Consider the following 26,057-nt stretch of genomic DNA (forward strand, 5'->3'; position numbering starts at 1 on the left):
ACTCTTGGCTTCAGTTGGACTCAAAACCGTTCGAGAACATCAACACTCCAGGCGGGCCCGTGTCGTTCCAACCAATGTCGCGGAACAAGGCCAATGCGAGGTCTACTTCCTCAAAGATGTCGCGATTGAGCGAAGGCTCCATGAGCAGGTTGGGCGAAGCATCGACCGTGAAATGGGACACCGACGAGCCCGGTGCCAACACAGCGGGGGCATGCATTCGCACAAAGCCCCGGTTGGTTCCCGCCAGCTCGCTATTGAAGCCGAGTGTGACGGTCACGGGTGCGGTGCCAAGTTGACTGCGGATCGACTGACCAGCTGCTTGGAGGATCCCGTAGGACGGAATCGTGATGGTGGGGTCTGCCCCCCCCATGCCCGGCAGTCCAGTGGCGGCGTTGTTGGCCACAACGACGGCAATCGCACCCGCTGCTTGGGCGTTCGCAACCTTTATCGAGAAATTGCAGGTGCCGCGATCGACCAATGCGATCTTTCCCGAGATTTCCGTCGGGTTCGTGAGCGGATCGCACGCGAGCGCTGGCAGAGCAGCCGCCACCTCCCCGGAAACGCCAGGGGCAGTGACGGGAGGGCCGAAAAGGGCAGGGTTAGCAGGGGAGTTGCCTGCGATTGCTGCGGGCGCCGAAATGATGAGGGTAGGAGAGAATCCGAGGAAGCGCTCTTTGTCCGCAGTCACGTTGGGGCCGATCCAAACCAGGTTGGGATCGCTGATGGCCGATGCCGCTCGGTCAGCGTCGGACGCCATGGCGCGCCAGGTGGTTCTTGTCCGCGCGTCCGCAAGGAAGTTGGTCCAGGCGTCCGGCACGCCCTGAAAAAACGCTCCTGTGGCGTTGTTCGTAAACGTCTGGAAACCAAGCCCGTGCGCTAGCTCGTGGAAGACCACCGGAAGGAGCGGCGTTCGGTCAGCGGGAACGGGGTCAAGGGCAGGATCCAAGCCGTAATACCAACCGGCTACTCCCGAGAGGCAGCCGGCGTCGATGCTGGTGTTGAACTGCGTGTTGATGTCCTCGGTCGTCGGCGCCAGATCGACGCCAGCCAGCGAGTTCGCCAAAGCGATCGAGTAGTGAACGTTTGCTTGGGGAGCATTGGGAAAATCGCGTACGACGCTGAGCGCACCTGCGGACCCCAGCGTGGCCGAGGTAGCGCTACACGTCAGCGGATTGAAGGCAGCGCGCACGAGAATCTCGACGTCGCTGGTGAGCAGCGCACCCCATTGCTCTGCTGCCTTCTGGAAGACTGCAAGTCGCTGGCCGCCCAGGGTCGTGGCGGGGTTCGAGTTGAGTGGGGCGACGGGCGTAGGGTCATTGAGGCCCTCGTCGGGCCCGTCAATGTTGACGATAGTGATGGTGGCGCCCTGCACGGAAGCAACGGCCACCGCCGACACTAGCAAGCTCTGAAAAAGAACGCGAAGCGAGGAAGAAAGGCGCACGGACTATCGCTCCTCGGCCTGTGTTTGCGGAAGCACATGGGTGTGGCCTGGCAGGCCCGCGTGATCGGCGAGGGTGCACCGAGCAATCCGCCGACCGTCCGGCCCAACATCCACCTGGCTGGCCACCTCGAAACGCCCGTTGAGATGAGTGACCACGGTGCCGTCGGGATGACGGATTTCCTCCACGGGAGAAAGCCCTTTCTCCAGTCCGGAGATCTCGTCTTCGACCATCTGCTCCGGTGTCACCGGCACAGACGAAAGCTTACCCGTCTCCGGATCCACATAGACACGCATGCCTACCTCGCTAGGAGATTGCTCCTGCGTCTTGGCATCACTGCCGTCTGCCGGGAGCGCTGAGGTACATGCAGCGATCACAAGACCGATCGCAGCCACGGTTGGGTTACACAGTTTCATTAGCTTCCCCTAGGAATTCTTCGAGAACACCGCGGTCGGCGAGGCCCATCCCGCCGCCGCGGTCGGAGTGTTTCTCACAGATCGTGCAGGGAACGCAACGACATCTGCAGAGCGCAGGAGGGGCCGACCGATGAATCTGCTGATGGCCGGCCCCTCGTCTCACCTCAGAACCTCAAGCTCCAGCTGTTCAAGCTGCCGGTGTCTGCGTTCGCGTTGTCGTTCACGCGCAGCCTCCACGTGCCGTTGGCGACTTCGGAGGAGGCGTTCACGGTGTAGGTCTGGACGATGTTGTCAGCGCTGCCGCCGGTGCGATTGTGCAGCACATAGACCGAGCCATCGGGCGCGAGCAGGTCCACCTTCAGATCGCCTTGATAGGTGTGCGAGATGTTGACTGCCACCTGCAGGGTCGACGGCGCGTTGCCGCTGCGGCCGCTGACCGTGATCGGGCTTTCGATGGTGCTGTTGTCGGCGATGGCGAACACCGTGGTGTTCTGGAAGAAGCTCGGCTGCGTGCCGCCGCCGCTGGTGAAGCTTCCGGTGAGGCTGACGCCGGAGAAGGCCGAAGAGCCGCGCACCAGGACGTGGTAGGTGCCTGCCTGCGCCGTCGCGATGTTGCAGGTTTCGGCGTTACCACCGAGCAGCGGACGGCAGTCATAGGTCGCCGTGGTCGGGGCGCTGCCGAAGCGGACGTAGAGATCGGCGTTACCCGTGCCGCCGCTCGTCACAAAGCGCAGATTGGTGGCGCCGGTGGGCACGCTCAAGGTGTAGCGCAACTCGGCGTTGGCCGCGCCGGCCAGACCCGTGACCGGTACGCCGTTGCTGAGCGCGACACTCGGTGGGGGTGGCGGCGTGCTGCCGCTGCGATAGCCACCAATCGCGGTCTGGCCGCTGCCGCTCGGGTCGAGCCAGTCGCGCAGTCGCGTAGCCGCGCTGCCACCGCCGTTCCACGAGACCGACAGCCGGCCGTAGTAGTCGGAAAGATCGTTGCCGCAGGCCGCCGAGCCGCCGTGCAGCTGGCCGACCAAGCGCTTGTTCTGGTCCCACAGACCCGAACCCGAGCTGCCGCCTTCGGTGGTGCCCTGGTCCCAGTCGATGACGCGCCAATGGGTGCTGCCGCTGCCGCCGCCGTAAGCGGTGATGGCCAGCGCCTGGTTCTCGACGGCGATGCGCTTCTCGTGGCCGGCCGGATGGTGGATGCCCACCGCCGAACCCGGCGTCGCGCCGCTGGCGTCCCAGCCGCTCCAGTAGGCGTCGGCGCCCGCGGCCACGTTGGCGTTAAGGCGCAGCAGGGCGAAGTCACTGGCCGCATTGGTCGCGATCAGGCTGGCGCCGGACTGCGTGTGGGTGGCGATGGTCTTCGACAGCGGCGTGCCCGAAGCGCTGGAACCCGGCGTGCGGCAGGTCGAGCTCTGGTAATTCCAGTACACGACAACCGTCGAGGCCACGGTGGCGGTGCTCAGGCAGTGATTGGCCGTCAGGAAGTACGGCACCGAGGTGCCGGCGGTGTTGGCCATCAGCGAGCCGGTACAGACGTAGGAGCTGCCGCCCTGGCTGAAGGTGTAGTGGCCGACCGAATCGATCTGGTCGTCCCAGCCGGTGCCGGCGGGACACGCGACATCCACGTTGCAACTGCCCGACTTCTGCGCCGGGTCGACCGACTCGAACAGGCCGCGGTAGCCGTGGGTCACCGAGGCCAGCTCGACGCGCGCGAGGTGGCGCCGCGCGCTTGGGACATGCAGTTCGATCGACACCTTCTCGCCGGCGATGTAGGGGGCCCAATAGCCCTCGCCGCTGCTCAGGCTCTCGGCGGTGATCTTGCGCAGGTTGTCCACGCCTTCACCCCGCAGAATCAGGGTCGCGCCCTCGGGCAGCACCAGCTGGCTGAAGTGGAAGTCCAGGGTGCGCGCACCGGGCGCCGCGATGTCCCAGCTGAAGCGGGCGACACCGTCCTTGCCCTCGGTCCAACCCGCCTTGGACAGGCTGCGACCATTGAAGCGGAATCCCTTCACCGGGATCTGGATGCCGTAGCGGTAGGCGCCGCCGACCGACTTGGAATCCTCCATCTGCAGCTTCGCGAGATCAGGCGCAGGCAGCAGATGCAGTTCACCTGCCGAAGCAGCAAAAGGCAGAACGCAGAACAGCGCGGCGCTCAAGCGCCGGATCGAGTGATGCATTGGAACTCCCCGTTCGAGTGTGGTGGCGCTCTGAGGCGCCCTTGAGTGATGTGCCGGGTGGATCCGGCACTCTGCGATGCAAGCGAGCAGGTCCCCCGACCCGCGACAGCGCGCTTGCAGGGGCCGACGCTAGCAGCGCAACTCGGCAGCGATGTTTGCGTTGTTTCACAAATCCGTCACCCCATACCGCTGTGCGGATCGCCTGCCGCTGCCAACGCGTCCGTGCGTGTTCAGGCTCTGACGAACACCTCGGCGGCGAGCGACGGGACGCCCTCGGGCAAGGCTGGAGAACTCGGCGGTGTCGCGCGCCGTCGCTGGTGCGCGGGAAGCTCCGACAGGTCTGAGCTTCCCTGATGCGAAGACGCCTGACGATCACGCTCACACTCGACCGCCGCACAGCTGACACGGCTGACACGGCTGACACGGCTGACACGGCGACACGCCAACAGCATTCACTTGGCGCACCAGCGGGCCGGAACGGCGCGAACGCGAAGCTGTTCAATGCTTGACAGTGATCAACAAGAAGTCGCCAGCGCGGCCGCAGACTTGCCGCCACAGAACAACCCCACCCAAGAGGACAGCCCCATGAAGAAGTTCGTCGCCCCGCTGTTGACCGCTGCCGCACTCACCGCCGCCGCTCTGCCGGCCCAGGCGGAGGATTGGTTCGTGCGCTTCGGCGCCGTGCAGGTTTCGCCGAAGTCCGACAACGGGACACTCGCCAACGGCGCGCTGAAGACCGATATCGACAGCAACACGCAGCTCGGCCTGATCCTGGGTCGCCACCTGACACCGAACCTTGCAGTCGAAGTGCTGGCCGCCACGCCGTTCTCGCACACCGCCAAGCTCAACGGCGCCAAGGCAGTCGACTTCAAGCACCTGCCGCCGACCGTCAGCCTGCAGTGGTACTTCAACCCGGAAGGCCGGGTGAATCCTTTCCTTGGCGCGGGCCTGAACTACACCTTCGTGTATGACGAAGAAACGGTGGCAGGCGGCCCGGTGGCAGGCGCCAAGGTCGGCCTCGACAACAGCTTCGGCATCGCCGCCCAGGCGGGTCTGCAGTTCAAGCTGGGCGACGCCTGGGATCTGGTGCTGGACGCACGCTGGATCGATATCGATTCCGACGTCAAGGTCAACGGCAGCAAGGTCGGCACGGCCATTGTCGACCCGCGCGTGTATGGCCTCACCCTCGGCTACCGCTTCTGAGCACCGCTGGCGTCAAGCCCTGCTGAGCCATCGGAACAGGTGGCAGGCGACCCACAACCGACCCGCGCGTTGCCTCCCTGGCGCGGGTCGGTTTTCTTTTCCGGGCATTCGGGATTCGGGCGTGTGGGCTCTACCCGCCCGGCAACTCAATCGCTCTGACGCACACGCTTCGCGCGCGGGTGCGCCGCGTCATACACGCGTGCGAGATGCTGGAAGTCGAGGTGCGTGTAAATCTGGGTGGTGGCGATGTCGGCGTGGCCCAGCAGCTCCTGCACGCCGCGCAGGTCGGCCGAGGACTCCAGCAGGTGACTCGCGCAAGAGTGCCGCAGCATGTGCGGATGCACGCGCTTCCACAGACCCTGCCGCTGGGCCGCCTGTCTGATCCGCTGCTGCACAGTGCGCGGAGCGATCGCCGCACCTCCGCGACCGGTGAACACCGGCGACTCGGGTGACGCGCCCTCGCCCGCCAGCGTCTTCAAGGCGTCCACCGCATGCCGTCCGACCGGCACCAGACGCGTCTTGCGGCCCTTGCCGAGCACGCGCGCGCTGCCTTCCTGCAGATCGAGATCGATCCAGCGCAGGCCGCACAGCTCGGAGAGGCGCAGGCCGGAGGAATAGAACAGCTCCAGCATGGCGCGATCGCGCAGGCTGAGCGGGTCATCGCCCTGCAGCTCGACCAGGGCCTGCGCCTCGTCCGCATCGAGCACCTGCGGCAGGCGACGCGGCGCCTTGGGGCCACGCACGCCGGCGCTGGGGTCGCGCTCGATGCGGCCGTGCTTCAGCAGAAAGCGGAACAGGCCGCGGCAAGCCGACAAGCGACGCTGCAGGCTCTTCGGCGACAGCCCGGCGCGATGCGCGGCGGCCAGATACAGGCGCAGGGCTTCAGCATCCAGCGCGCCGAAGTCTTCCACGCCGCGCTGCGCACACCAGGCCAGCAGGGTGTCGGCATCGGCGCGGTAGGCGTCGAGCGTATGCGGCGAGGCGCCGCGCTCCACGCGCAGCGCGCCCAGCCAGTCATCGACCGCGCGCTGCAGCGCCGGCGCCGGCGCGCGCGAGGTCTCGCGGGCCGCAGCCGGCGCGCGCGCCATCAAACCGGATGCCTCGACAGCGCGGCAGCGAGCGCCTCGCCCATCATGCGCAGGAACAAGGTGCCCATACCCGGATAGAAGCGGTTCGGCTCGCGCGAGCCAATCGCCAGCAGGCCGCGACCGGGCAGCGGGATCAGCGCGCAGCTCTGCACCTGCGTGGCCTGGGCGCCGAACAGGAAGTCCATTTTCTGCGGGGCGAGCCGGCCGCACAGTGGCTCGTGGCCGCGCAGGAACTCGGCGAACTGGCCCAGATCGCCCGACTGCGGCGGGCGCTCGATCAGCCACTCGGCAGCCGGCAGCTCGAAGCTCTGGCCAATCAGCACCACCCGCACCAGCTCGCTGTGGAAGTCCTCGATCAGGCTGGCCACCATCGCCTGCAGCGCCGCCAGGGGCGAGCCGGCGCGCAGCAGGGCCAAAGTGAGCTGATGCGTGCGCAGAGTCAGGCGCTCGTTCTCCTGCGCGGTGGAGTACAGCTCCTGCAGGCGACGCGAAAGCTCGCGATTCTTGTCGCGCAGCACATCGAGCTGATACGCGGTCAGCGAGGCTGCTCCGCCCGACTCGCGCGGCACCGCCAGGCTGGCCGCGAGCTCCGGATGCAGCTGCAGGAACTCCGGATGCGCGCGCAGGTAGGCGGCCACCGCCTCCGGGGCCAGGGTCGTCTCGCTCATTCGCAGAACACTCCTTCAAACACGAACACGGCCGGCCCGCGCATGCGCACCGCATGACCCGGGCCGTCCCATTGAATTTGCAGTCGCCCACCGGGCAGATCGACGGTCACGCCGCGTGCAGCGTCCACGCGGTCACGCGAATGCAGCACCGCCACCGCCGCACAGGCGCCGCTGCCGCAGGCCTGGGTTTCGCCGACGCCGCGCTCGAACACGCGCAGGCGGATGCGGCCTGCGTCGAGCACGTGGGCAAAGCCCACGTTGACGCTGTCAGGAAAGCGGCGATCGGCCTGCAGGGCCGCACCCACCTGGGCGACTGGCGCGCTGAGCACGTCGGGCACTTCGATCAGCGCATGCGGATTGCCCATCGACACGCCACGGTACTTGTAGACCTCGCCGCCGAACTCGAGCACGCCATCGGGCGCGCCGACGCCTCGGGCCGGCAGTGCACCGGCACGGAAGTCGGGCACGCCGAGGCTGACCTCGACGTCATCGGCCGCATGCATCCGCACCTCGACCGGACCGCTGGGGCTGTCCATGCGGAAGCCCGATGCGTCGACCATGCCGGCGCGCATCGCCCACGCCGCCACGCAGCGGGCGCCGTTGCCGCATTGGCCGGCCGCGCTGCCGTCGGTGTTCCAGATACCGTAGTACAGCGCCGAGCCTTCGCTGCGCGCGGGCTCAACGGTAAGCAGCTGATCGAAGCCGACGCCGGTGCGGCGCTCGGCGATCCAGCGCATGGCGTCCGGCGAGAGCTCAGGCAGACCCGCGCGAGCATCCAGCACGACGAAGTCATTGCCGGCGCCGTGCATCTTGGTGAAGCGCAGACCGCGCAGGGCGGCGTGCGGGTTCATTGCCCGGACCCGTCCTTGCCGGACTGCGCCTCGGCGGGCGTGGCGGGCTCGGCCGGCACCGGCATCGGCATCGGCGGCGGCGCATCTTCAGGCAGCACCAGCGGGCCGCGATTGCCGCAGGCGGTGAGAAAAAGAGAGGCGCACAGGGCGCAGGTCAGGGCGAGCAAGAGAGGTCGGTTCATAGCGCCGAAGTATAGGCGCGGCACCGGCCGCACGGGTTCAGGCCTCATCGCGACTCAAGTGTGCGATGCCGGCGGCCTGGGCTTCCCAGTCCTCGCGTCCGTTGAAGGGCGTGGTGTGGATCGAGGCGATGGTCGCCGGGTCAAGGCAGCGCAGGTTGACGTCGAAGCCGTCGGGGTTCGAGCGCGGCACGTACCAGCTCTTGATGCCGCAGGTGCTGCAGAAGAAGTGCCGCGCGGTGCCCGTGCCGAAACGGTACTCGGTCATCGCAGCGGTGTCGGTCAGCAGACGAAAGCGGCTTGCCGGCACGATCAGGTGCAGGAAGCCCGTCATCGCGCACAGCGAGCAGTTGCAGTCGACCGCTTCGATGTCGGCCGGCGCGTCGACCTCGAAGCGCACGGCGCCGCAGTGGCAGCCGCCGGAGTGGGTGACCAGTGCCTCGTTCATGTCGCGCGTCCCTGTGAAGTCCGCCTCGACTGTACTGCTGCAGTGCAGCTTGCCCCAAGGGCCAATGGTCGCGATTCGCCGCACATGCGCTACTGCCGGCGGGACGAGCGTCCGCAGCGCGTGCGGGCACCAGGCGTCGGAGACGCCGCTGGGCACTGCCGCACGGAACGGCAGGCCAAGGGAGGGGCAACACGATGAAGCGCTTGATCAAGTGGGCGGCCTGCGCCGCCCTGCTGGCGGGTCCGGCTGCGCAGGCTCAGACGCTGACCGAAGTCACCGGCTTCGGCAGCAACCCGGGCAACCTGAGAATGTTCAAAGTGGTTCCCAGCGGGCTGGCGGCCAACCGGCCGCTGGTGGTGGCGCTGCACGGCTGCGCCCAGAGTGCGGCGGCCTACGACGCCGAAACCGGCTGGGTGGCGCTGGCCAGTCGCTGGCAGTTCGCCCTGCTGCTGCCGCAGCAGCAGAGCGGCAACAACAGCAACGCCTGCTTCAACTGGTTCGAAAGCGCCGACATCAGCCGCGGCAGCGGTGAGGCGCTGTCGATCCGGCAGATGGTGGCGCGTATGGCCAGCGATCACGGCCATGATCCCTCCAGGGTCTACGTGACCGGGCTGTCCGCGGGCGGCGCGATGACCTCGGTGATGCTGGCGACCTACCCCGAGGTGTTCGCCGGCGGCGCGATCATGGCCGGCCTGCCCTACCGCTGCGGGATCGGCACCAGCGCGGCGTTCTCGTGCATGAACCCGGGCACCGATCTGAGCCCGGCGCAGTGGGGCGATCGCGTGCGCGCGGCGAGCACGCACGGCGGGCCCTGGCCGATCGTCTCGATCTGGCACGGCGATGCCGACTTCGTGGTGCGGCCGATCAACCTGACCGAAGCCCTGGAGCAGTGGACGAACGTGCACGGCGTCGATCAGGTCGCTGACGTGCAGGACAGCCTGCTCGGCTATCCGCGTCGGCAGTACCGCGACGCCAGCGGCCGCACCGTGGTGGAAACCCTGAGCATCACAGGCATGGGCCACGGCACACCGGTCGATCCGGGCACCGGCGAAGCGCAGTGCGGTACAGCGGGGGCCTACATCCTCGACGCCAATATCTGCAGCAGCTACTGGATCAGCCGATTCTGGGGTCTCGATGGCGGCAGCAGCGGTGGCGGTGGCGACCCGCCGCCGCCTCCTCCGCCACCTGGCACCACCGTGCTCAGCCTGGGCAGCGTCGCGCTCGAAGACGGCTACACCAAGGCCAATGCCCAGGGCAGCGCGGCCGAAGTCGGAACCCTCGAATCGCTGTACGGCCTGGCGATCGGCCGCGGCTCGGATTCAAAGTTCAACCGCGCCCTGCTCAGCTTCGACACCTCGGCTCTGCCGGCCGGGGCAGAAATCGTGTCGGCGCGGCTCGTGCTCACCCACCGCGGCGGCTCGGGCGACCCGTGGGCAAGCCCTGCCGGCAACGCGCTGAAGGTGGACCTGCGCCAGGGCTGCTTCGGCGGCGACTGCGCGCTGATCGCCAGCGACCACGGCGCAGCCAGCAGCCTGGACGACGTCGCCGAGGTGCCGCGGTTCACAAGCGGCACGCAGGACAGCACGGCGTTCTCCATCGCCGCGCTGGCGGCCATCAACCGCAGCGGCCGCACCCAGCTGCGCCTGCGCTTCGCCGCAAACCAGACCGCGGCGCGCTACCTGTGGGTCGGCAGCGGCGCGCAGGCGACGCTGAGGATCGAGTACCGGCTGCCTTAGGGCAAGACTGAAGAACCCAGCGTTGTCGCGCCCATGGAGGGCGCGCCCGCGGATCGAGCTCACAAGTGCTTGGTCCAGCGCAAGCGAGTCCGGAGCTGCGGCGGACTCGCGACCACGGATCAAGCCGAGGAGGAACTTGATCCGTGTTGCCTGGGGAACAGGATTTCAAGCGCATCCGCTGGCCGCAGCGCGTCGGCGCCCGCGACCGGTGGCTACACAGCTCAGTCGAGCAGATGTCGCAGCTCGGGCAGGTACTTCTCGGCCGAGCCGGTGTTGACGAGCACTACCCGCTCGCCGCGCTGCAGAAGACCGCGGTCGAGCAGCTGCGGAATCGCAGCCGCACAGGCTGCGCCCTCGGGGCTGATCCACAGGCGATGACGGCGCCAGATGCGCTGCAGCTCGGCGGCAGTGTCGGCTTCGCTGACCGCAAGCGCCGCACCGTTCGACGCGCGAATGATCTCCAGCACGCGGAAGAGGCCGACGCCGCCCGGTACGTTCAGGCCGGTCGACAGCGTGTGGCCGGCCTCGACCGGCGTGGTGTCGAGCGCGCCCGACTCGAAGGCGCGCACCAGCGGTGGCGTGACTTCACTCTGCACGCAGTACATGCGCGGGCGCCGGCTGTCGATGACGCCCAGCGCTTCCAGCTCGGCCCAGGCCTTCCACATGCCGAGCACTCCGGTGCCGCCGCCGGTGGGATAGATCACCGCATCCGGCAGCTGCCAGCGGGTGTCTCCGTACAGCGGCTCGGCCAACTCCAGGCCCAGGCTCTTCTTGCCCTCGATGCGCCAGCCCGGCTCCTGGAAGGTCGCGACCAGAAAGAAACCCTGCGGAACGATCTCGGCCTTGAGAAATGCACCGGCCTCGCGGATCGTCGGCCCAACCAGGCTCAGATGCACGCGCCCCGGATGCTTCACCGCCGCCGCGGCCACGCTGCCGAGGATGGGCAGGGGCGTGTCGGGCGGCATCGCCACATGCACCTCGATGCCGGCTTCCAGCGCGTAGCGAACCAGTGAATCGCCGGCATTGCCCTGGGTCGGCACCGCGAGCCTGGTCAGACCCAGCCGCCGCGCCTGCGCCACCACCATGGCCATGCCGCGGTCCTTGAAGCTCTGGGTCGGGTTGGCGCCGTAGCCGGGCACTGCGCGGCCTTCTTCTTTCAGCTGCAGGTGGAGCCCGGCGGACGCTGCCGCTGGGTGCTCGAAGGGCAGCAAAGGCGTTGCACCTTCGCCGAGGCTGAGGATGTGCCGGGCATCGTGCGGGTCGTTGATGTCCAGCGCCATCAGCCCGCCAAAGCGCCACAGGTCGCGGCGCTGCGGTCGGTACCAGGCGAAGTCCGGCTGCTCGAAGGCCAGCCTTTCCAGATCGAACACCATCTCGACCGGCCGGCCGTCGACCGGGTCGAGGTTCATGGGAACATCGGCGGAGTATTCGCGACCGGAAGCGAGGCCGCGCAGGCAGCGGACGTAGGACATTCGAGAGTCGGGATTGGGGGTTGGGGGTTGGGGATTCGAAGCAGGTAGTGTGCAGGGTGCAGCGAACAGCGCAGCCGCGGCGCAATGAGGCTTGCGCATCCTTCGGGCCGAAACGTCGCAAGCGGTGCTGGCGACGTCCGCCAGCGCCCCTTCCTGGCCCTCTCTCTACAGGAGCCTGCTCGCAGGCGACCGCAGCCTGCACCCGCTTCACGGCCTACGCCTCGCTCCAACTCACACGGGTCGCGAGCAAGCTCGCTCCTACATACAGCCGATGGTGGCGCCGTCTACCCGCACGCCCTCCGGGCCCTTTCCTTGTAGGAGCCTGCTCGCAGGCGACCGCAGCCTGCACCCCGCCTCACGGCCTACGCCTCGCTCCAACCCACAGGGGTCGCGAGCAAACTCGCTCCTACACGCAGCCGACAAGGCCGGAAGACTCGGGGCCTCCATGCGGCGCCGCAAGCTCGGAGGCACAGGGCATACCGGGATCGCTTGTCTCGGATCTGGTATCTCTGCTGACCCACGAGCCCACGCACTCAAGGAACCCCTGCCCATGCGCCTGCTGCACACCCTCGCCCTCGCCCTGCTGCTTTCACCGGCGGCGCATGCGGCCTTCGATGTCGAAGCGCTGTCCTCTGCGGTCGATGCCAAGGTCGTCGACTGGCGGCGCGATATCCACCAGCATCCCGAGCTCGGCAACCGCGAGTTCCGCACCTCGGCCAAGGTCGCCGAGCACCTGCGCGCGCTGGGCATGGAGGTGCGCACCGGCGTTGCCCACACCGGCGTGGTCGGCCTGCTGCGCGGCGGCAGGCCGGGGCCGAAGATCGCCCTGCGCGCCGACATGGACGCGCTGCCGGTCACCGAGGCCACCGGCCTGCCCTTCGCCAGCACGGTCACCACCGAGTACAACGGCCAGACCACCGGCGTGATGCATGCCTGCGGGCACGATGCCCACGTCGCCATCCTGATGGGCGTGGCCGAAGCGCTGGCCAGCGTGCGCGAGGAGCTGCCGGGCGAGGTGCTGTTCCTGTTCCAGCCGGCCGAAGAAGGTCCGCCGCCGGGCGAGACCGGTGGCGCCAAGCAGATGCTGGCCGAGGGCGTGTTCGACGACTTCCAACCTGAAGCCGTGTTCGGCCTGCACGTGTGGGCGCAGCTGCCGGTCGGCACGATTGGCTTTCGCGGCGGGCCGATCATGGCCAGCGCCGACCGCTGGGTGCTGAAGGTGCGCGGCAAGCAGACTCACGCCTCGCGGCCTTGGGGCGGGGTCGATCCGATCACCATCGCCGCGCAGGCGCTGATCGCCAGCCAGAGCATCATCGCCCGCCAGATCGACATCACCAGCTCACCGGTGGTGCTCACCGCCGGCGCGGTGCGCGGCGGCATCCGCTTCAACATCATTCCCGAGACGGCCGAGATGGAGGGCACCCTGCGCACCTTCGACATGGACGTGCGCGCGGATGTCATCGCCCGCTTCGAGCGCACCGCCAAGGCCATCGCCGAAGCCGCCGGCGGCGAAGCCGAGCTCACCGTCGAGAACACTGCGCCGGTGACGGCGAATGAACTCGCGCTCACGCAGCGCGTGCGGCCGTGGCTGCGCGAGCTGATGGGCGCAGACAACGTCAAGGAGATGCCGCTGCAGACGGTGGCCGAAGACTTCTCCCAGTTTGCCAACCGCGCGCCGGGCTTTCTGTTCTTTGTCGGCAGCACGGGCCCGGACATTCACCCGGCCCGCGCCCCCAACAACCACTCGCCCGAGTTTCTGCTGCACGAAGCCGCGCTGAAACACGGCACCCGGGCGCTGCTGACCTTGGCCTTTGGCGTGCTCGAACAGCGCTGAGGATTGCCACGGAGCGCTTGTGGAACACGGGCTGCCGCAGCGACCGCCTCGCTGCCGGCTCGGCGGCGACGTCCGCCGCACCTATTCCTGACTCCCGGCTGCGCCCAGGCGATCGCGGACTGCGCGGCGCGCTGCCGTCACGGGTGCCCCGCAGCCGCTGCAGGTTCTCGCTGGGTCTCAAGCAGGGCCAGGCCCGTCCCGACTGTGTGCGGAAACGCACCGATGCGCTTGGCGGTGTGCGACAGCATGGCCTGCTTCGCCATGGAGCCCGCCATGCATCGCTACCTCAGCGTCACCCTGCTGTGCGCGTGGGGGCTGTGCGTGCTGCTGGGCATCCGTTTGCTGGGCGGCGTGCATCTGCTGCCGGTGATGGCTGGCGTGAGCGAGCTGATGCGTCTCCTGACTGCCGGCGGCCCGCTGCCGCGTCGGCCACTGCGGAGCGCTCGGTTCGCCAGCGCACCGACGCCGGCAAACAGCGACGGGAGACTCGCTGCGTCCGGTGAGGCACATCGCCCCGCCACGAACGCGGAGATCTCCCATGTCGAGGTTGAGTGATCGATATCGTTTCAGTCTGCCGGAGCCGCTGAGCCCTTTGCCTCGGCACCTCGCGCCTTGGCAGAACGGCCCGACAGCCGAGGGCAGCGCAAGGCCCACCGCCGCCACCGAGCGTTTCGGCAGCCCCCCCGGGGCGGCGCACTCAGCCGTGCTTCCGCCAGACGCCAGCGCGCTTGCAGACGGCGACGTCGCTGCCGCGGACGCTCTCGATGCTGGCTCCGTGGCGGCGCGGGCTGTGCCGACCAAGGGCGATGCGCTGCACACGCATTCGCCGGCGGCCGACGGGCACGCGATCAACCGGGCGGTGAATGGCACCGCGGGCGGTGGTTGGAGCGACAGGCTCGATCATGCGAAGGCGGTCTGGCGCGAGCTGACCGTACAGGAGCTTGCCTGGAGCGGCGGCGATGCGGTTCGACTCGCCGGGCTGGTCCGCGAACGCTACACCCTCAGTCGACGCGAGGCCGAACAGCAGGTCAAAGCCTTTCTGCTGGACCTTGATGCGTCCGACGTGCACTGAGGGCATGTGAAACGCCATCCGCCTGCTGAGGCAGCGGCCCGGCGCCTGCAGCGGCGGCGCGCTGCACGAGTTCTACGGCCGTTTGGCGCGCCAGACTCCCCTGAATTCACCTGCCGGGCTTTGCCACGATCGCGCTGCGACGCCCTCGCTACGGCGCCTGGGTTTTTCACTCGCTCTGAGCGCGCGCGAAAGCACTGCGCGCAGTGTGGCAGCGCGGCAGCGGCTGCAGCGGCAGTTGACGCGGGTCCACGACGCGCCTGTGCACGGGGAGCTCCCGAACGAATGCGCCGCGCCACACAAGGGACTGAGCGTCCGCCCCGCGCGCATGCGCATGGCTCGCCGACGCCCTCAAGGAAATGCCTCTCAGCGTCACTTCACCATGTACGGCAGCAGGCGATCGCTCTCCTTGCGCACGACGGCATAGCACTCGCAGGACAGGGCTTCGAGGCGCGGACGATCGCGCACGCTGATGTGCCCGCGGTGGTACTCGATCACGCCCATCTTCTGCAGCCGCCCCGCCGCCTCGGTCACGCCTTCGCGGCGCACCCCGAGCATGTTGGCGATCAGCTCCTGGGTCATGCGCAGGTCGCTCGATGGCAGCCGATCCAGCGACAGCAGCAGCCATCGGCACAGCTGCTGATCGACGCTGTGGTGGCGGTTGCAGACAGCCGTCTGGGCCATCTGGGTGATCAGCGCCTGGGAATAGCGCAGGGCGAGGTGCAGCAGCTCGCCATGCCGATCGAACTCCTCGCGGAAGCGATCACCAATCAACCGGTAGCCATAGCCCGCACTCTGCACCAGCGCACGACTGGTGGTGCTGTAACCGCCCATGAACAGCGCCACGCCGATCATGCCTTCGTTGCCGACCACGGCGATCTCGGCCGAGGCCCCGCTCTTCATCACGTAGAGCAAGGAGACGATGGCATCGACCGGAAAGTACACGTGCCGCAGCAGGCCGCCGGATTCGTACAGCACCTTGCTCAGCGGCAGTTCGACGCGCTCCAGATACGGAAAGAGGCGCTGCCTCACTTCGTCCGAGAGCGCATCGAGCAAGCGGTTGCCGCAGGCAGAATCGATCATGAGCAGCGCTCCTGCACCCGGGCGATGGGCGCACAGTCTTGCACGTGAACGTGACGCGTCGGACGCGCGCCGACCGATCGCGGCCGAGAGGCGCAGCGACTTGCGCGGCCGCGCCTTGGAATCTCCGCGCGGCTGTCGCGTCCACCTGCGGCGGCGCCCGCGCATTCCGCGGGCCCGCGTTCGCAAGCCTCGGCGCGAGACCGCAGCGCAGGCGCTGCGGGTGGCGAATCGCGAGCACCCGGCACGCAGGCGGGAGGCGCCATGAAGCAGGCGCTACCGGCGCGCCCTGCTGCGCGCGCCGACTCATGGCCCTGCGGGGCCGAGCGGGCTGAACTCATTGGCGAGCCACGGAAGCGTCGGACACGCTGAACACCACTTCGACCCGCCGATTCATCTGCCGGCCGGCGGCGGTTTCGTTGCTGGCGCTGGGGAACTCCTGCCCACGCCCGCGGCTGACCATCTGCCCGGCGGGCGCACCGAAGGACATCAGCGAGCGCATCACCGAGTCGGCCCGACGTTCGGACAGCAGGTAGTTCGAACTGGCGCTGCCGACGTTGTCGGTATGTCCTTCGATCACGGCGTGATAGCCGGGGTGCTCGCGCAGCACGTCGGCGATCCGCCGCAGGTTGGCGTCGCCCTCCGGCCGCACCTGGAACCGTCCGGTGTCGAACAGCACATCTCCCAAGGTCACCACCAGGCCGCGCTCGGTGCGGCGCGCGTTGAGGCTCGACAGCTCGGCTTCCAGGCTGGCGATTTCGCTTTGCGCGGCGTCCGCATCGCGTCGCGCGCTTCCGGCCTCCGCGCGGCTGCGCTCCGCGTCGCGGCGGGCGCTGTCGGCCTCGCGCGTCCGCGATGACAGGCGCAGACGATCGCGTTCGGCGGCCGCGCCCTCGACAATAGCCTGCGAGGCTCGGCTTTGCGCCGCGGCTTCGGCGATGTCGAAGCGCCGCGCGGCCATGTAGGCCAGATGGTCCACCCGTGCGGCCGGGGCGCGGTCAGACCAGGCGCGTTCGGCGAGGGCCAGCTCGGCATCCGCCTTGGCCAGTTCATCCATCGCATAGCGACGCACATCCTCGTTGGACTGCGAGCGCTGGTGCGAGCTGCGCGCCTCATCCATGGCCAGATTGCGCCGCGGCGTGGTGGTGCAGGCGCCAAGCGCGAGCACGACGGCGAGCGCGAGCGCGGCTTGGGGTATCGGTCGAGTGTTCATGGGGTTTCCTTGGGGTGAAGCGGATGGGCGCCGGAACACGGCGTCCGAAGGGAAAAGCGGATCTGCGCAGGCAATCGAAGCAACCGCGTGCTCTCGGCCCGGCGCTGGCGCATGCGGCCGAAGCCGCCGACCTGGCACACAGCTCAGCGTCCGCCGGCGCGTTCGATCTCCTCGCGGAGCGCGCGCGCGGCCTGCTGCGACTCTTCGGCAGCGCGCTGGCTGCGCTGCGATCGCGCGGTGATCACGGCGAGCTGCGCATCGACCTCGGCCTGCTGCGCCAGCTGCAGGGCGCGTTCGGACTGATGGCGCCGCGCCGCCTGATGGGCGCTGGCGAGCTTCTCCGTGGCCACTCTCAACTCGGCACCCGCATCGCCCTGGGTACTGGCGTTGTTGGCGTTGGCCACCGCCGAATCGGCAGCCGCCAGCTGCAGCTCGTAGCTCGGCGTACTGGCACAGGCGGCGGCAAGCAGGCCGATGCAGAGGGCGACGAGTGCGCGCAGGGCGAGGCCGGGCGCAACAGGCGTAGCGAGTGAGGTGAGCATGTGCGTTCTCCTTGGGGGTGCGCCCCACCCTGCCGCAGCGGCTTGCCGCTGTCTGTCTGCCAGCGAACAGATCAGCCACCAGCGCACTTGCGCATTGACTCGCCTCAGACGGCGCTGTGTTCGTCAGCGCACAGAGAGAACGCAGGCGAGCAGCGCATGCTTCTCTCAACAGGACGCGAGGCCCCCCTCGCCCGAAACGACTGCGCTGCGAGAGCCGGAGCTGGACGCCGGAAGGCTGTGGGCATGGACGCTCATCCCGCGCCGCGCGGCGGACCTGGCGAGAACGTCTGCGATGCCTCTTCAAGGATCTGCTGACGCGCCGAAGAGTCGAGGCCGCATCGCTTCGGCTTCCACGCTCGCTTCCCGTTCGTGCAAGCGATGGAGCGGCCGCACTCCCCGACGGCCGACATCGAAAGTTCACCCCAAGGAGAACACCGTGCTCGAAACGCTGATCGTCATTCTCATCGTGCTCTGGCTGCTCGGGATGGTGTCGTCCTACACCCTCGGCGGCTTCATCCACGTCCTGCTGGTCGTTGCCTTGGTCATTCTTCTGCTGCGGGTGATCCGCGGTCGACAGGTGATCTAGAAGCCTGTCGGACGTTGGATGCCCGGGCTGCAAATCCGGCAGCACGGCCCATTCTTCCGCCGGTTCTTGGCCAATGGCGCCGACTGTGGGCCTGCGAACCGTCGAAAAAACTGTCCTCACGCCGTCGACTATCGCCTCGACCCCCAAAGCCCGACAGGCGCCCAGGGAAGCTCTGATTCGTCGGAGCTTCCGGCGCACCACGGATGGCGTGTACGCCGATCGAGCACGCAGGTGCTTGATCTGGGTTCAGCGAGTCCGGACTCGCAGCGGACGCGCGAGGTCTGAACAACTCCCGGACGGAGTTGTTCAGACCTTCGCTGGAGCAATACGGATCCAGCCCATCGTGGATGCGATCCGTGGTCGCGAGCCCGGCGTCGCCGGACTCGCTTGAGCACAGCCCGGCCAAGCGCTTGGCGCTCCCGCTCAGGTCGAAACACGAGCGCGCGCTCGATCTGCGGGTCTGCCCTGTACGAGCCGCACGAAGCCCGCACAGCTCAAAGGGTTGCCGGAGCCAAGCGAGGCGCCACGCCGTCGTGTTCGCGGCGTGCGCACGCACGCATGCACTGCTTGGCCCGGGGTCGTGGTGGGCTCACGCGACCGGAGGCGATCTGAACTGCGCCGCCGCGCCTGCCCCCCAGCTCAGCGCGCTCACGCCCGCAGCCAAGCACCGGCGAACGTGCGCGACCCGGCAACAACGCGGCGGAAGTCGGACGTCGGCACCGACACATGCAGGTCCGCTGGTCGTGGCGGGTAGGCGATCCGCGCATCCACCCCTTCCCTCATCCATCCCCACCAGACCCGGAGTTCGCAATGAACAGTCTTCGTCTCGCATCTATCGTTCTGATCATCGGCGGCGTGCTCGCTTTGGCCTACGGCGGCTTCGACTACACCCGCGAAACCCATCAGGTGGACCTCGGCCCCCTGCAGGTTCAGGTGCAGGAGCGCAGCCGTCTGAACATTCCGCTCTGGGCTGGCATTGCCGGTCTCGTCGTGGGCATCGGGCTGCTCACCTTCAGCGCTCGCCGGGTGCGCTGATCCACCCCATGCCCAGTTCCGGCGCACATCGGCGGCAGGCGTGAGCCGCTGTCGCCTACCCCCTGCATCGCAAAGGAGTTTCCCCATGCACAGTCAATCCATCCGTCGCGCGTTCGCACTCGTGGCTGCACTGGCCCTGGCCGGCCCGCTTCTTGGCCTTGTCGGCTGCGCCTCTACGCGCACCAGCGAGGGCACCGGCGAGTACATCGACGATGTGGTCATCACCACCAAAGTGCGCTCGGCGATCTTCAACGAAGCGGATCTCAGCGCCGCCGAGATCAATGTCGAGACCTTCAAGGGTCGCGTGCAGCTGAGCGGATTCGTCAGCACGCGCGAGGAGATCGAGCGTGCCGGGCGCATCGCTCGCGGCATCGCCGGCGTCACCTCGGTGGTCAATGACATCCGCATCAAGTAGACGCTGCGCCTGCGAAGCGGCGGCCTCGCCCGCGGTGTGCGGCGAACTCACCGCATCCCGTTGATGGAGGCGCAGTTCAAGGGCCTGTAGGTGCCCTACCGCACCGACGGAATGGCTCAGAACAATCAAGCTGCACAGGCCGGGCACAGCGTACTCCGCGCACAGCCCAGCCCAGGAGCCACACCATGAAAACCCATAACGATCGTCCGTCGAACCACAAGGGCGCTCCGACGCCGCCCAACCGTGCCCCCTCCGATCCGATCCGGCTCAGTCCGACGGGCGCGAAGGATGCCAAGCCACCTACCCCCGGCAAGCCGATCCCGGCGAATGACACAACGAAGAGCGCGGTCGATGTGCGCGCCGGTGGCGCGGCCAGCCCCAGCGTGGCCAAGCCCGGGACCCACGCGGACGGCAAGAGCGGCAGCCCGCGGGCCGACACCGAAAGGAAGGCCACGTGAGCCTGCCCAGCAGCGACACCCTGAAGGCCCGATGGAAGCAGCAGGTCGGCGCGGCAAAGGTCGCCTGGGGCAAGCTCACTGACGATGAGCTGCTGCAGACCGAGGGCCATGCGCAGAAGCTCAGCGGCCTGGTCGAAGAGCGCTACGCCCTGACTCGCGACGAAGCGAGCCGGCAGGTCAAGGCCTTCTTCGACGCCCACCCACCAAGGGATTGATCCCAAGGAAAGATCTGGACAACTCCGTCAGGGCGTCGTCCAGGCGTCGCGAGTCCGGCGCCGGCCCGGACTCGCTTGCGCTGGATCCCTCTCGTGCGCGTCTGTTCTGCGGGCGCGCCGCTCATGGCGCGCGGCAGGCCTGAAGTCGTGCGCGTTGCTTCGACCCGCCCACCTGCGATCAGGCCCCAGGCCTGCCTTTCCTTCGCGCCACCCCACTGCCAGCGCAAGCCCGCAGGTGCGTCCGCCGCAAGGCGGGACGGAACGTGTCCCGCGCGGGCATGCCGCTGTCCGCCACACCACGCACCACTGTGTTCCGAACCTTCAGCGCATCGACTTTCCACTCTCCAGGAGAACGCCATGAGAACGCCCCCCCCTTCGTCTGCTGTCCTTCGCCATCGCCGCGCTGCTCGGTGGCCTTGCCTCAACCACCCTTTCGGCCGCCGAGCCGGCCCACACCCCGCTCACCGATGCGCGCGCCGAAGCGCGCATCGAGACGACGTATCGACTGAGCCCCTACCTGCGTGCGGATCAGCTTGACGTGCAGGTGAGCAACGGCGTCGCCACGCTCCGCGGCAGCGTCCCTGAAGAAGTCAGCAAGGAGCTGGCGGAGGCGATCGCCGGCGGGATCGAAGGGGTCAGCAAGGTCGAGAACGCCCTGACCGTCGACGCCAAGAGCGGTCCAGCCACGCCGCGACGCTTCGCCGAGGTGCTGGACGACGGCACCATCACCACGGCCATCAACTCGAAGCTGGCCTGGAGCCGATTCGCGAACGACCTGCAGGTGACAGTCGCCACCCGCGACGGCGCCGTGACCTTGACCGGAAACGCGCGCTCGGCGGATGCGCGCGCCGCCGCGAACCGCCTGGCGGCGACCACGCGCGGTGTGGGTGAGGTGGATGACCGTATCGTGGTTGGCGACGCCGTCGGTGCCGGCATGCTGAAGCCAGCGGCCGCGCAGCCGGCGGGCACCGCGATGAGCGACACCTGGATCACCACCAAGGTCAAGTACACCCTGCTCTACTCGAGCAACGTGGCGGGATCGGACGTGGAAGTCAGCACCGCGGCGGGCGTGGTCACCCTCAGCGGCAGCCTGCACAGCGGCGCCGAGCGGGCGCTGGCCATCGAACTCGCGCAGAACATCGGCGGGGTCAAGAGCGTCGATTCCAACGCGCTGCTGGTGGCCCCGATCGCGGGCCCCACGGTCGCCGAAGCGTCCAAGCGCTGAAGCGCTCAGGCAACGCTGAACTCGACCGTCTTGAACTGGATCAGTGGTCGCGAGTCCGGCGCGGGCCGGACTCGCTCCCGCTGGATCAGGCGCTCTGGATCGGGCGCTCTGTATTGGGCGCTGACGCGCTCGATCCGCGGACGCGCCCCCCGAGGCGCGCGGCAACGCTGAATTCTCCAGCCTTGCAGGCTGCGGCGCGGTTGCTTCTGCCGCGCAGGGGCTCCTGGCCCTCCTCCATCCGGGTGCGCTTCGCAAGGTGCGCGCGGCGCCCGCCTTCAAGGCCCACTTCGGTGGGCCTTGCGTTTGGCGGGCAGGGCAAGGGGTGAGCCGGCGCTTCGGCGAACTGGTCGCCTTTGCCTCGGCCACCGTCCTGCGGCGCTGATGTCAGGGCCCGCCTCCGGCGCGAGGAAACGCCGCCGCACGGGCGAGGCGATCCGCCTGATAGCAGGGGCAGGCCGCGAGCTTGAGGCCGGCGAGGTCGAGAATGCGGATCTGTCCGCGTCGATAGTCGATCAGCCCCTGGGCCTGCAGGCGACCTGCGCAGACGGTGACGCCGCTGCGGCGCAAGCCGAGCAGGTGGCCCAATCGTTCATGCGTGACTGGCGGCAGCGCCTCGCCGCTGCGCTCGGCCGCGTCCAGAAGCCAGCGCGCGAGACGCTGCTGGCCTTCGTGGAACCCAAGGCACACGGCCGAACGCGCGAGCTGCCCCAGCTGCAGGCTCTGGTAGCGCTGCAGCAGTGGGCCCAGGCGCGAGGCAGCCAGCATCGCCTGGCGCCAGCGGCGTCGATCCAGGCTCAGGGCGAAGCCCTTTGCCGAGACCGTTGCCAGCAGGACTTCGGGCGCTGAGGCCAGCACCGATGCGCTGCCGATCACGCCGTCCGAGCCGAGTATCAGCAGCTGGCTCGCCCCGACCCCCGTGCCCGCCAGGGACATCGACACCAGTCCCGCCAGCGGGAACAGCAGCGCAGCCCCTGGCTGACCCACCGTCGTCAGCCGCTGGTCGACGCTGAGTTCGCGCAGGCCGCAGAGCTCGATCAGCGGCCGTCGCTGCCGCTCCGGCAGCTGCTGCAGAACGCGATTGGCCGACAGGTTCGGCGGATCCGCTGCGGTGACAGAGATCATCGGGGGCTCTCCTCGGGGTGGCGGACGTGGATCCAGGGGCGTCAGCGACTCCCGCTGCGCACCGTGCAGGGCCGCCGGCCCGGCTGTCTGTACGCTCACTCACTCAGCCGCGTCCGCGCCATTTGTTTGACTTCAGGGCGCGTCGTAAATCCGACACCGCCTCGACGGACCGACCTGCGGCAGGGCAGCGAGCCCGGCACGGCGCTTGCAACCCGGGCGCTCAGTCACTGTCCGGAGAGCTCCATGGCTGCCAAGCCTGCTGCCAAACCCGCCGCTGCTGCGGCGCCCGCCGCGGGCGCCGATGCGCCCAAGAAAGGCTTCCCTATCGTGCTGGTCGCCGTGGTCCTGCTCGCTGGGCTGGGCGTCGGCGGCGGTGCGGCCTTCTTCCTGCTGCCGAAGCCCGCCGCCGAAGCCGAAGCCAGCGAGACCGGGCAACCCGAACGCAAGCCGGTTGAACGCGGCACGCCTGCGCAGTACGTCGCGCTGGAGCCGGCCTTCGTGGTCAACCTGGCCGACGAGGGCAGCACGCGCTATCTGCAGACCGAAGTGCAGCTGAGCTCGCGCGACCCGCAGGTGATCGCCGACATCGGCACCCACAGCCCGGCGATCCGCAACGCCCTGCTGATGCTGTTCGCCAAGAAAACCCAGGCGGAACTGCGCTCGATCGAAGGCCGCGAGCAGCTGCAGAAAGACGCGCTGGCCGAAGTCAATCGCGTGCTCAAGGATGAAACCGGCTACGACGGCGTCGACGCGCTGTTCTTCACCAGCTTCGTGACCCAGTAAGCGGGCGCCCGTGAACAGGGACATCCTCAGCCAGGACGAGATTGATGCCCTGCTGCACGGCGTCGATGCCGGCGTGGTCTCGACCGAGCCGGAGTTCGCGCCGGGCGAGGCGCGGCCCTACGACTTCGCCACCCAGGACCGCATCGTGCGCGGGCGCATGCCCACGCTGGAGATGGTCAACGAGCGCTTCGCCCGCCTGATCCGCATCGGCATCTTCAACCTCTTGCGGCGCTCGCCCGAGATCTCGGTGCGCGGCATCGAGATGCTGAAGTTCGCCGAGTACACCCACGGCCTGTTTGTGCCGACCAATATCAACCTGATCAAGGTCAAGCCGCTGCGCGGCACCGCCCTGATCATCTTCGAGCCCAAGCTCGTGTTTGCGGTGGTGGACACCTTCTTCGGCGGCGGTGGTCGCTTCCACGCCAAGATCGAAGGTCGCGAGTTCACCGCCACCGAGATGCGGGTGATCCAGCTGCTGCTGGAGCAGGTGTTCCGCGATCTGATCGAGTCCTGGGCGCCGGTGCTGAAGCTGGAGTTCGAGTACGTCAATTCCGAGGTCAACCCGCACTTCGCGAACATCCTGACTCCGCGCGAGTACATCGTGGTGTCGCGCTTCTCGGTGGAGCTCGAGGGCGTGGTGGCCGACATCCACATCAGCTACCCCTACGGCATGCTGGAGCCGCTGCGCGAGCAGCTCGATGCCGGCCTGCAGAGCGACCGCGCCGAGCGCGACGAACGCTGGGTCACCGAGATGCGCGCGCAGATCAACGACACCGAAGTCGAGATCAGCAGCGTCCTGACTCGCAAGACGCTCGCCCTGCGCGACCTGCTCAATCTGAAGCCCGGCGACATCCTGCCGATCGAGATGCCGAAGCAGCTCGACCTGCTGGTCGAGAACGTGCCCGTGTTCCGCGGCGAATTCGGCGCCCACGGCGGCAAGCGCGCAGTGAAGATCACCGAAGTGCGCCCGCCCAGCATTCCCCTGAGCCCCGCCCTGCAGAGGCCACAGCCATGAACAGCAATTCCGATGTCCTGGGCGCCACCGCAGCGCAGTTCGGCACCCTGTCGCCGGAGGGCGGCGGCGGCGAGTTGAACCTCGACGTGCTGCTGGACGTACCCGTCACCCTGCAGCTGGAAGTGGGCCGCGCGCGCGTGCCGATCCGCAACCTGCTGCAGCTCAATCCAGGCTCGGTGATCGAGCTTGAGCGCGGTGCTGCCGAACCGCTGGATGTCTACGTCAACGGCACCCTGATCGCGCACGGCGAAGTGGTGGTGGTGAACGACCGCTTCGGCGTGCGCCTGACCGATGTGGTCAGCCCGGCCGAGCGTCTGCGGCGCCTGCGCTGAGGCTCGCCATGTCATCGCCTTTCGCCAGCCTGCTTGCCAGCGCCGCGGCGGCGCCCGCGGCCAGCGCACCTGCGCCAGCCTCGGTCGCGAGCTTCGGCACGCTTGTCGGCATGGCGGGCTCGCTGCTGCTGGTGATCGGCCTGATCCTGCTCTGCGCCTGGCTGCTGAAGCGCATGGGCAGCCTGCAGGCCGGCGGCAGCGGCGTGCTCAAGCTGCGCGCCAGCCTCGCGGTGGGCATGAAGGAGCGCGTGGTGCTGGTCGAGGCCGCCGGCGAAACACTGCTGCTCGGCGTCAGCCCCGGCGGGGTGACCTGCCTGCATCGCTTCGAGGGTCCCGTTCCGGCGGAGACGAACGCGCCGGCGAGCTTCGCCCAGCTGCTGCACAAGCAGCTCGGTCTGGGGCCACGGGCATGAGCGGCCAGCGCCTCATGCGCCTGCTGCAGATGCTGCTGGCGGTACTCGCCATCAGCCTCGGCACCGACGCGCTGGCGGCCCCGCCGACCGTCACGCTGCCGCCGATGCCGGACGTGACCGTCGCCACCGTCGGCACGCAGACGGTCAGCCTGCCGCTGCAGATCCTGGCGCTGATGACGGTCATCACCCTGCTGCCGGGCATTCTGCTGGCGATGACCGCGTTCACCCGGATCATCGTGGTGCTGGCCCTCTTGCGACAGGCACTGGGCACCGGCCAGACGCCGTCGAACCAGATTCTGCTGGCGCTGGCCCTGTTCATCACCGCACTGGTGATGGCGCCGGTCATCGACGCCTCGTGGGCGCAGGGCATTCGCCCCTATCTCGACGGCCAGCTGGGCTTCGAGGCCGCACTCACCGCCACGCTGGGGCCGATCCGCGAGTTCATGTTCGCGCAGATCCGCGAGGCCGACCTGATGCTGTTCGCCGGCATGAGCGGCAGCACCGGCTACGCCTCGCCCGATGAAGTGCCTTTCACCGTGCTGATGGCGAGCTTTCTGACCAGCGAGCTGAAGACCGCCTTCCAGATCGGCTTCTTCCTGTTCGTGCCCTTCGTGATCATCGATCTGGTGATCGCCAGCGTGCTGATGTCGATGGGCATGATGATGCTCTCGCCCATGCTGATCTCGGCCCCCTTCAAGATCCTGCTGTTCGTGCTGGTCGACGGCTGGTCGCTGGTGGTCGGCACGCTCGCTGCTTCGTTCGTGACCACATGAACGCCGACAGCGTCATGTCCGAGCTGCAGACGGCGCTGAGCATGGGCCTGCTGATCGCCACTCCGCTGCTGGCCGTGGCCCTGCTGATTGGTGTCGTGATCGGCCTGCTGCAGGCCGCCACCCAGGTCAACGAACCCGCCATCGCATTCATCGCCAAGGTGTTCAGCATGGCCCTGGTGCTGGCCGTGGGCGGCGGCTGGATGTTGAACCAGCTGGTGCAGTTCACCATCGGGCTGTACCAGCGCATTCCCTCGATGCTCGGCTGAGCTCCGC

General features: G+C 68.3%; 30 protein-coding genes. 17 read left to right on the top strand and 13 right to left on the bottom strand.

Annotation, left to right across the window (positions count from 1 at the left end):
* Positions 1-10: 10 nt before the first annotated feature.
* The 3 genes from H4O13_11845 to H4O13_11855 all read right to left on the bottom strand — a co-directional run bounded on the left by H4O13_11845 (position 11) and on the right by H4O13_11855 (position 2,949).
* The gene (locus H4O13_11845; GenBank protein MBE5316078.1) at positions 11-1,441 is read right to left on the bottom strand and encodes a peptidase; all 1,431 of its coding nucleotides are present in this window, start codon (positions 1,439-1,441) and stop codon (positions 11-13) included.
* 3 nt (positions 1,442-1,444) lie between these two features.
* Positions 1,445-1,855 (bottom strand): hypothetical protein, encoded by a 411-nt coding sequence (locus tag H4O13_11850; protein ID MBE5316079.1) that lies wholly within the window; start codon positions 1,853-1,855, stop codon positions 1,445-1,447.
* Positions 1,856-2,019: 164 nt separating this feature from the next.
* On the bottom strand, positions 2,020-2,949 hold the full coding sequence (locus H4O13_11855; GenBank protein MBE5316080.1) for a proprotein convertase P-domain-containing protein: 930 nt from the start codon (positions 2,947-2,949) through the stop codon (positions 2,020-2,022).
* Positions 2,950-4,614: 1,665 nt separating this feature from the next.
* Between H4O13_11855 and H4O13_11860 the strand changes: the two genes are divergently transcribed.
* The gene (locus tag H4O13_11860) at positions 4,615-5,232 is read left to right on the top strand and encodes an outer membrane beta-barrel protein (protein ID MBE5316081.1); all 618 of its coding nucleotides are present in this window, start codon (positions 4,615-4,617) and stop codon (positions 5,230-5,232) included.
* Between the two features lie 146 nt (positions 5,233-5,378).
* Here H4O13_11860 and xerC read toward each other — a convergent pair whose 3' ends face one another.
* The 5 genes from xerC to H4O13_11885 are packed head-to-tail and all read right to left on the bottom strand — an operon-like array spanning position 5,379 to position 8,466.
* A complete protein-coding gene (gene xerC / locus H4O13_11865) occupies positions 5,379-6,320 on the bottom strand; it encodes a tyrosine recombinase XerC (GenBank protein ID MBE5316082.1) in 942 nt (313 codons plus the stop codon).
* Positions 6,320-6,988: a DUF484 family protein gene (locus tag H4O13_11870; GenBank protein ID MBE5316083.1), complete on the bottom strand. Its 669-nt coding sequence runs from the start codon at positions 6,986-6,988 to the stop codon at positions 6,320-6,322. Before H4O13_11870 ends, xerC begins: the two co-directional genes overlap by 1 nt.
* The gene (gene dapF, locus H4O13_11875) at positions 6,985-7,797 is read right to left on the bottom strand and encodes a diaminopimelate epimerase (GenBank protein MBE5316084.1); all 813 of its coding nucleotides are present in this window, start codon (positions 7,795-7,797) and stop codon (positions 6,985-6,987) included. The genes H4O13_11870 and dapF overlap by 4 nt, the downstream gene beginning before the upstream one ends.
* Before the next feature lie 38 nt (positions 7,798-7,835).
* Positions 7,836-8,021, bottom strand: coding sequence for a hypothetical protein (locus H4O13_11880; GenBank protein ID MBE5316085.1), 186 nt, complete (start codon positions 8,019-8,021; stop codon positions 7,836-7,838).
* A 37-nt stretch (positions 8,022-8,058) separates the two neighbouring features.
* Positions 8,059-8,466 carry a GFA family protein gene (locus tag H4O13_11885; protein ID MBE5316086.1) on the bottom strand — a complete coding sequence of 136 codons (408 nt, stop codon included), beginning with the start codon at positions 8,464-8,466 and terminating at the stop codon, positions 8,059-8,061.
* Positions 8,467-8,660: 194 nt separating this feature from the next.
* Between H4O13_11885 and H4O13_11890 the strand changes: the two genes are divergently transcribed.
* Positions 8,661-10,202, top strand: a complete 1,542-nt coding sequence (locus tag H4O13_11890; GenBank protein MBE5316087.1) for a PHB depolymerase family esterase — start codon at positions 8,661-8,663, stop codon at positions 10,200-10,202.
* A 221-nt stretch (positions 10,203-10,423) separates the two neighbouring features.
* Here H4O13_11890 and H4O13_11895 read toward each other — a convergent pair whose 3' ends face one another.
* Positions 10,424-11,674 carry a threonine synthase gene (locus H4O13_11895; GenBank protein MBE5316088.1) on the bottom strand — a complete coding sequence of 417 codons (1,251 nt, stop codon included), beginning with the start codon at positions 11,672-11,674 and terminating at the stop codon, positions 10,424-10,426.
* A gap of 550 nt (positions 11,675-12,224) precedes the next feature.
* Between H4O13_11895 and H4O13_11900 the strand changes: the two genes are divergently transcribed.
* The 3 genes from H4O13_11900 (at position 12,225) to H4O13_11910 (ending at position 14,580) form a co-directional block, all read left to right on the top strand.
* Positions 12,225-13,508, top strand: coding sequence for an amidohydrolase (locus tag H4O13_11900; protein ID MBE5316089.1), 1,284 nt, complete (start codon positions 12,225-12,227; stop codon positions 13,506-13,508).
* 273 nt (positions 13,509-13,781) lie between these two features.
* Positions 13,782-14,063 (top strand): hypothetical protein, encoded by a 282-nt coding sequence (locus H4O13_11905; protein ID MBE5316090.1) that lies wholly within the window; start codon positions 13,782-13,784, stop codon positions 14,061-14,063.
* Between the two features lie 304 nt (positions 14,064-14,367).
* Positions 14,368-14,580 (top strand): hypothetical protein, encoded by a 213-nt coding sequence (locus H4O13_11910; GenBank protein ID MBE5316091.1) that lies wholly within the window; start codon positions 14,368-14,370, stop codon positions 14,578-14,580.
* 369 nt (positions 14,581-14,949) lie between these two features.
* Here H4O13_11910 and H4O13_11915 read toward each other — a convergent pair whose 3' ends face one another.
* From H4O13_11915 to H4O13_11925, 3 genes are all read right to left on the bottom strand, one after another.
* On the bottom strand, positions 14,950-15,660 hold the full coding sequence (locus H4O13_11915; GenBank protein ID MBE5316092.1) for a Crp/Fnr family transcriptional regulator: 711 nt from the start codon (positions 15,658-15,660) through the stop codon (positions 14,950-14,952).
* 334 nt (positions 15,661-15,994) lie between these two features.
* Positions 15,995-16,870 (bottom strand): OmpA family protein, encoded by an 876-nt coding sequence (locus H4O13_11920; GenBank protein MBE5316093.1) that lies wholly within the window; start codon positions 16,868-16,870, stop codon positions 15,995-15,997.
* A 143-nt stretch (positions 16,871-17,013) separates the two neighbouring features.
* Positions 17,014-17,412 (bottom strand): DUF4398 domain-containing protein, encoded by a 399-nt coding sequence (locus H4O13_11925; protein MBE5316094.1) that lies wholly within the window; start codon positions 17,410-17,412, stop codon positions 17,014-17,016.
* A gap of 436 nt (positions 17,413-17,848) precedes the next feature.
* On the opposite strand from H4O13_11925, the gene H4O13_11930 reads away from it, so the two are divergent.
* The 6 genes from H4O13_11930 (at position 17,849) to H4O13_11955 (ending at position 21,346) form a co-directional block, all read left to right on the top strand.
* Entirely contained in the window at positions 17,849-17,998 is a 150-nt protein-coding gene (locus H4O13_11930; GenBank protein MBE5316095.1) for a lmo0937 family membrane protein, read from the top strand.
* An 810-nt stretch (positions 17,999-18,808) separates the two neighbouring features.
* On the top strand, positions 18,809-19,033 hold the full coding sequence (locus H4O13_11935) for a hypothetical protein (protein ID MBE5316096.1): 225 nt from the start codon (positions 18,809-18,811) through the stop codon (positions 19,031-19,033).
* Between the two features lie 85 nt (positions 19,034-19,118).
* The gene (locus H4O13_11940) at positions 19,119-19,448 is read left to right on the top strand and encodes a BON domain-containing protein (protein MBE5316097.1); all 330 of its coding nucleotides are present in this window, start codon (positions 19,119-19,121) and stop codon (positions 19,446-19,448) included.
* Positions 19,449-19,633: 185 nt separating this feature from the next.
* Positions 19,634-19,906 (top strand): hypothetical protein, encoded by a 273-nt coding sequence (locus H4O13_11945; protein MBE5316098.1) that lies wholly within the window; start codon positions 19,634-19,636, stop codon positions 19,904-19,906.
* Positions 19,903-20,121 carry a CsbD family protein gene (locus H4O13_11950; protein ID MBE5316099.1) on the top strand — a complete coding sequence of 73 codons (219 nt, stop codon included), beginning with the start codon at positions 19,903-19,905 and terminating at the stop codon, positions 20,119-20,121. Before H4O13_11945 ends, H4O13_11950 begins: the two co-directional genes overlap by 4 nt.
* Before the next feature lie 379 nt (positions 20,122-20,500).
* Positions 20,501-21,346 (top strand): BON domain-containing protein, encoded by an 846-nt coding sequence (locus tag H4O13_11955; protein MBE5316100.1) that lies wholly within the window; start codon positions 20,501-20,503, stop codon positions 21,344-21,346.
* A 384-nt stretch (positions 21,347-21,730) separates the two neighbouring features.
* Here H4O13_11955 and H4O13_11960 read toward each other — a convergent pair whose 3' ends face one another.
* A complete protein-coding gene (locus H4O13_11960) occupies positions 21,731-22,468 on the bottom strand; it encodes a Crp/Fnr family transcriptional regulator (protein MBE5316101.1) in 738 nt (245 codons plus the stop codon).
* A gap of 243 nt (positions 22,469-22,711) precedes the next feature.
* Here H4O13_11960 and H4O13_11965 point away from each other — a divergent pair, with 243 nt between their 5' ends.
* From H4O13_11965 to H4O13_11990, 6 genes are read left to right on the top strand one after another with little or no spacing between them, the layout of a single operon-like run.
* Positions 22,712-23,251 carry a flagellar basal body-associated FliL family protein gene (locus tag H4O13_11965; GenBank protein ID MBE5316102.1) on the top strand — a complete coding sequence of 180 codons (540 nt, stop codon included), beginning with the start codon at positions 22,712-22,714 and terminating at the stop codon, positions 23,249-23,251.
* 10 nt (positions 23,252-23,261) lie between these two features.
* Positions 23,262-24,266 (top strand): flagellar motor switch protein FliM, encoded by a 1,005-nt coding sequence (gene fliM / locus H4O13_11970; GenBank protein ID MBE5316103.1) that lies wholly within the window; start codon positions 23,262-23,264, stop codon positions 24,264-24,266.
* Positions 24,263-24,598 carry a flagellar motor switch protein FliN gene (gene fliN, locus H4O13_11975; GenBank protein ID MBE5316104.1) on the top strand — a complete coding sequence of 112 codons (336 nt, stop codon included), beginning with the start codon at positions 24,263-24,265 and terminating at the stop codon, positions 24,596-24,598. Before fliM ends, fliN begins: the two co-directional genes overlap by 4 nt.
* An 8-nt stretch (positions 24,599-24,606) precedes the next feature.
* Entirely contained in the window at positions 24,607-25,011 is a 405-nt protein-coding gene (gene fliO / locus H4O13_11980; protein MBE5316105.1) for a flagellar biosynthetic protein FliO, read from the top strand.
* Positions 25,008-25,784, top strand: a complete 777-nt coding sequence (fliP, locus tag H4O13_11985) for a flagellar type III secretion system pore protein FliP (protein MBE5316106.1) — start codon at positions 25,008-25,010, stop codon at positions 25,782-25,784. Before fliO ends, fliP begins: the two co-directional genes overlap by 4 nt.
* A complete protein-coding gene (locus H4O13_11990; GenBank protein ID MBE5316107.1) occupies positions 25,781-26,050 on the top strand; it encodes a flagellar biosynthetic protein FliQ in 270 nt (89 codons plus the stop codon). The genes fliP and H4O13_11990 overlap by 4 nt, the downstream gene beginning before the upstream one ends.
* Positions 26,051-26,057: the final 7 nt, after the last annotated feature.

The sequence above is a fragment of the Lysobacterales bacterium genome, assembly GCA_014946745.1.
Taxonomy (GTDB): domain Bacteria; phylum Pseudomonadota; class Gammaproteobacteria; order Xanthomonadales; family Xanthomonadaceae; genus Aquimonas.

What these genes read in the sequence shown, in the direction of transcription:
- H4O13_11900 (MBE5316089.1), top strand. Translation starts at nt 12,225, where the DNA reads ATGCGCCTGCTGCACACCCTCGCCCTCGCCCTGCTGCTTTCACCGGCG.
- H4O13_11915 (MBE5316092.1), bottom strand. Translation starts at nt 15,660, where the DNA reads ATGATCGATTCTGCCTGCGGCAACCGCTTGCTCGATGCGCTCTCGGAC.
- H4O13_11885 (MBE5316086.1), bottom strand. Translation starts at nt 8,466, where the DNA reads ATGAACGAGGCACTGGTCACCCACTCCGGCGGCTGCCACTGCGGCGCC.
- H4O13_11870 (MBE5316083.1), bottom strand. Translation starts at nt 6,988, where the DNA reads ATGAGCGAGACGACCCTGGCCCCGGAGGCGGTGGCCGCCTACCTGCGC.
- H4O13_11960 (MBE5316101.1), bottom strand. Translation starts at nt 22,468, where the DNA reads ATGATCTCTGTCACCGCAGCGGATCCGCCGAACCTGTCGGCCAATCGC.
- H4O13_11920 (MBE5316093.1), bottom strand. Translation starts at nt 16,870, where the DNA reads ATGAACACTCGACCGATACCCCAAGCCGCGCTCGCGCTCGCCGTCGTG.
- H4O13_11965 (MBE5316102.1), top strand. Translation starts at nt 22,712, where the DNA reads ATGGCTGCCAAGCCTGCTGCCAAACCCGCCGCTGCTGCGGCGCCCGCC.
- H4O13_11935 (MBE5316096.1), top strand. Translation starts at nt 18,809, where the DNA reads ATGAACAGTCTTCGTCTCGCATCTATCGTTCTGATCATCGGCGGCGTG.
- H4O13_11945 (MBE5316098.1), top strand. Translation starts at nt 19,634, where the DNA reads ATGAAAACCCATAACGATCGTCCGTCGAACCACAAGGGCGCTCCGACG.
- dapF (MBE5316084.1), bottom strand. Translation starts at nt 7,797, where the DNA reads ATGCACGGCGCCGGCAATGACTTCGTCGTGCTGGATGCTCGCGCGGGT.
- fliP (MBE5316106.1), top strand. Translation starts at nt 25,008, where the DNA reads ATGAGCGGCCAGCGCCTCATGCGCCTGCTGCAGATGCTGCTGGCGGTA.
- fliN (MBE5316104.1), top strand. Translation starts at nt 24,263, where the DNA reads ATGAACAGCAATTCCGATGTCCTGGGCGCCACCGCAGCGCAGTTCGGC.
- H4O13_11990 (MBE5316107.1), top strand. Translation starts at nt 25,781, where the DNA reads ATGAACGCCGACAGCGTCATGTCCGAGCTGCAGACGGCGCTGAGCATG.
- fliO (MBE5316105.1), top strand. Translation starts at nt 24,607, where the DNA reads ATGTCATCGCCTTTCGCCAGCCTGCTTGCCAGCGCCGCGGCGGCGCCC.
- H4O13_11940 (MBE5316097.1), top strand. Translation starts at nt 19,119, where the DNA reads ATGCACAGTCAATCCATCCGTCGCGCGTTCGCACTCGTGGCTGCACTG.
- xerC (MBE5316082.1), bottom strand. Translation starts at nt 6,320, where the DNA reads ATGGCGCGCGCGCCGGCTGCGGCCCGCGAGACCTCGCGCGCGCCGGCG.
- H4O13_11880 (MBE5316085.1), bottom strand. Translation starts at nt 8,021, where the DNA reads ATGAACCGACCTCTCTTGCTCGCCCTGACCTGCGCCCTGTGCGCCTCT.
- H4O13_11850 (MBE5316079.1), bottom strand. Translation starts at nt 1,855, where the DNA reads ATGAAACTGTGTAACCCAACCGTGGCTGCGATCGGTCTTGTGATCGCT.
- H4O13_11890 (MBE5316087.1), top strand. Translation starts at nt 8,661, where the DNA reads ATGAAGCGCTTGATCAAGTGGGCGGCCTGCGCCGCCCTGCTGGCGGGT.
- H4O13_11925 (MBE5316094.1), bottom strand. Translation starts at nt 17,412, where the DNA reads ATGCTCACCTCACTCGCTACGCCTGTTGCGCCCGGCCTCGCCCTGCGC.
- H4O13_11905 (MBE5316090.1), top strand. Translation starts at nt 13,782, where the DNA reads ATGCATCGCTACCTCAGCGTCACCCTGCTGTGCGCGTGGGGGCTGTGC.
- H4O13_11860 (MBE5316081.1), top strand. Translation starts at nt 4,615, where the DNA reads ATGAAGAAGTTCGTCGCCCCGCTGTTGACCGCTGCCGCACTCACCGCC.
- H4O13_11895 (MBE5316088.1), bottom strand. Translation starts at nt 11,674, where the DNA reads ATGTCCTACGTCCGCTGCCTGCGCGGCCTCGCTTCCGGTCGCGAATAC.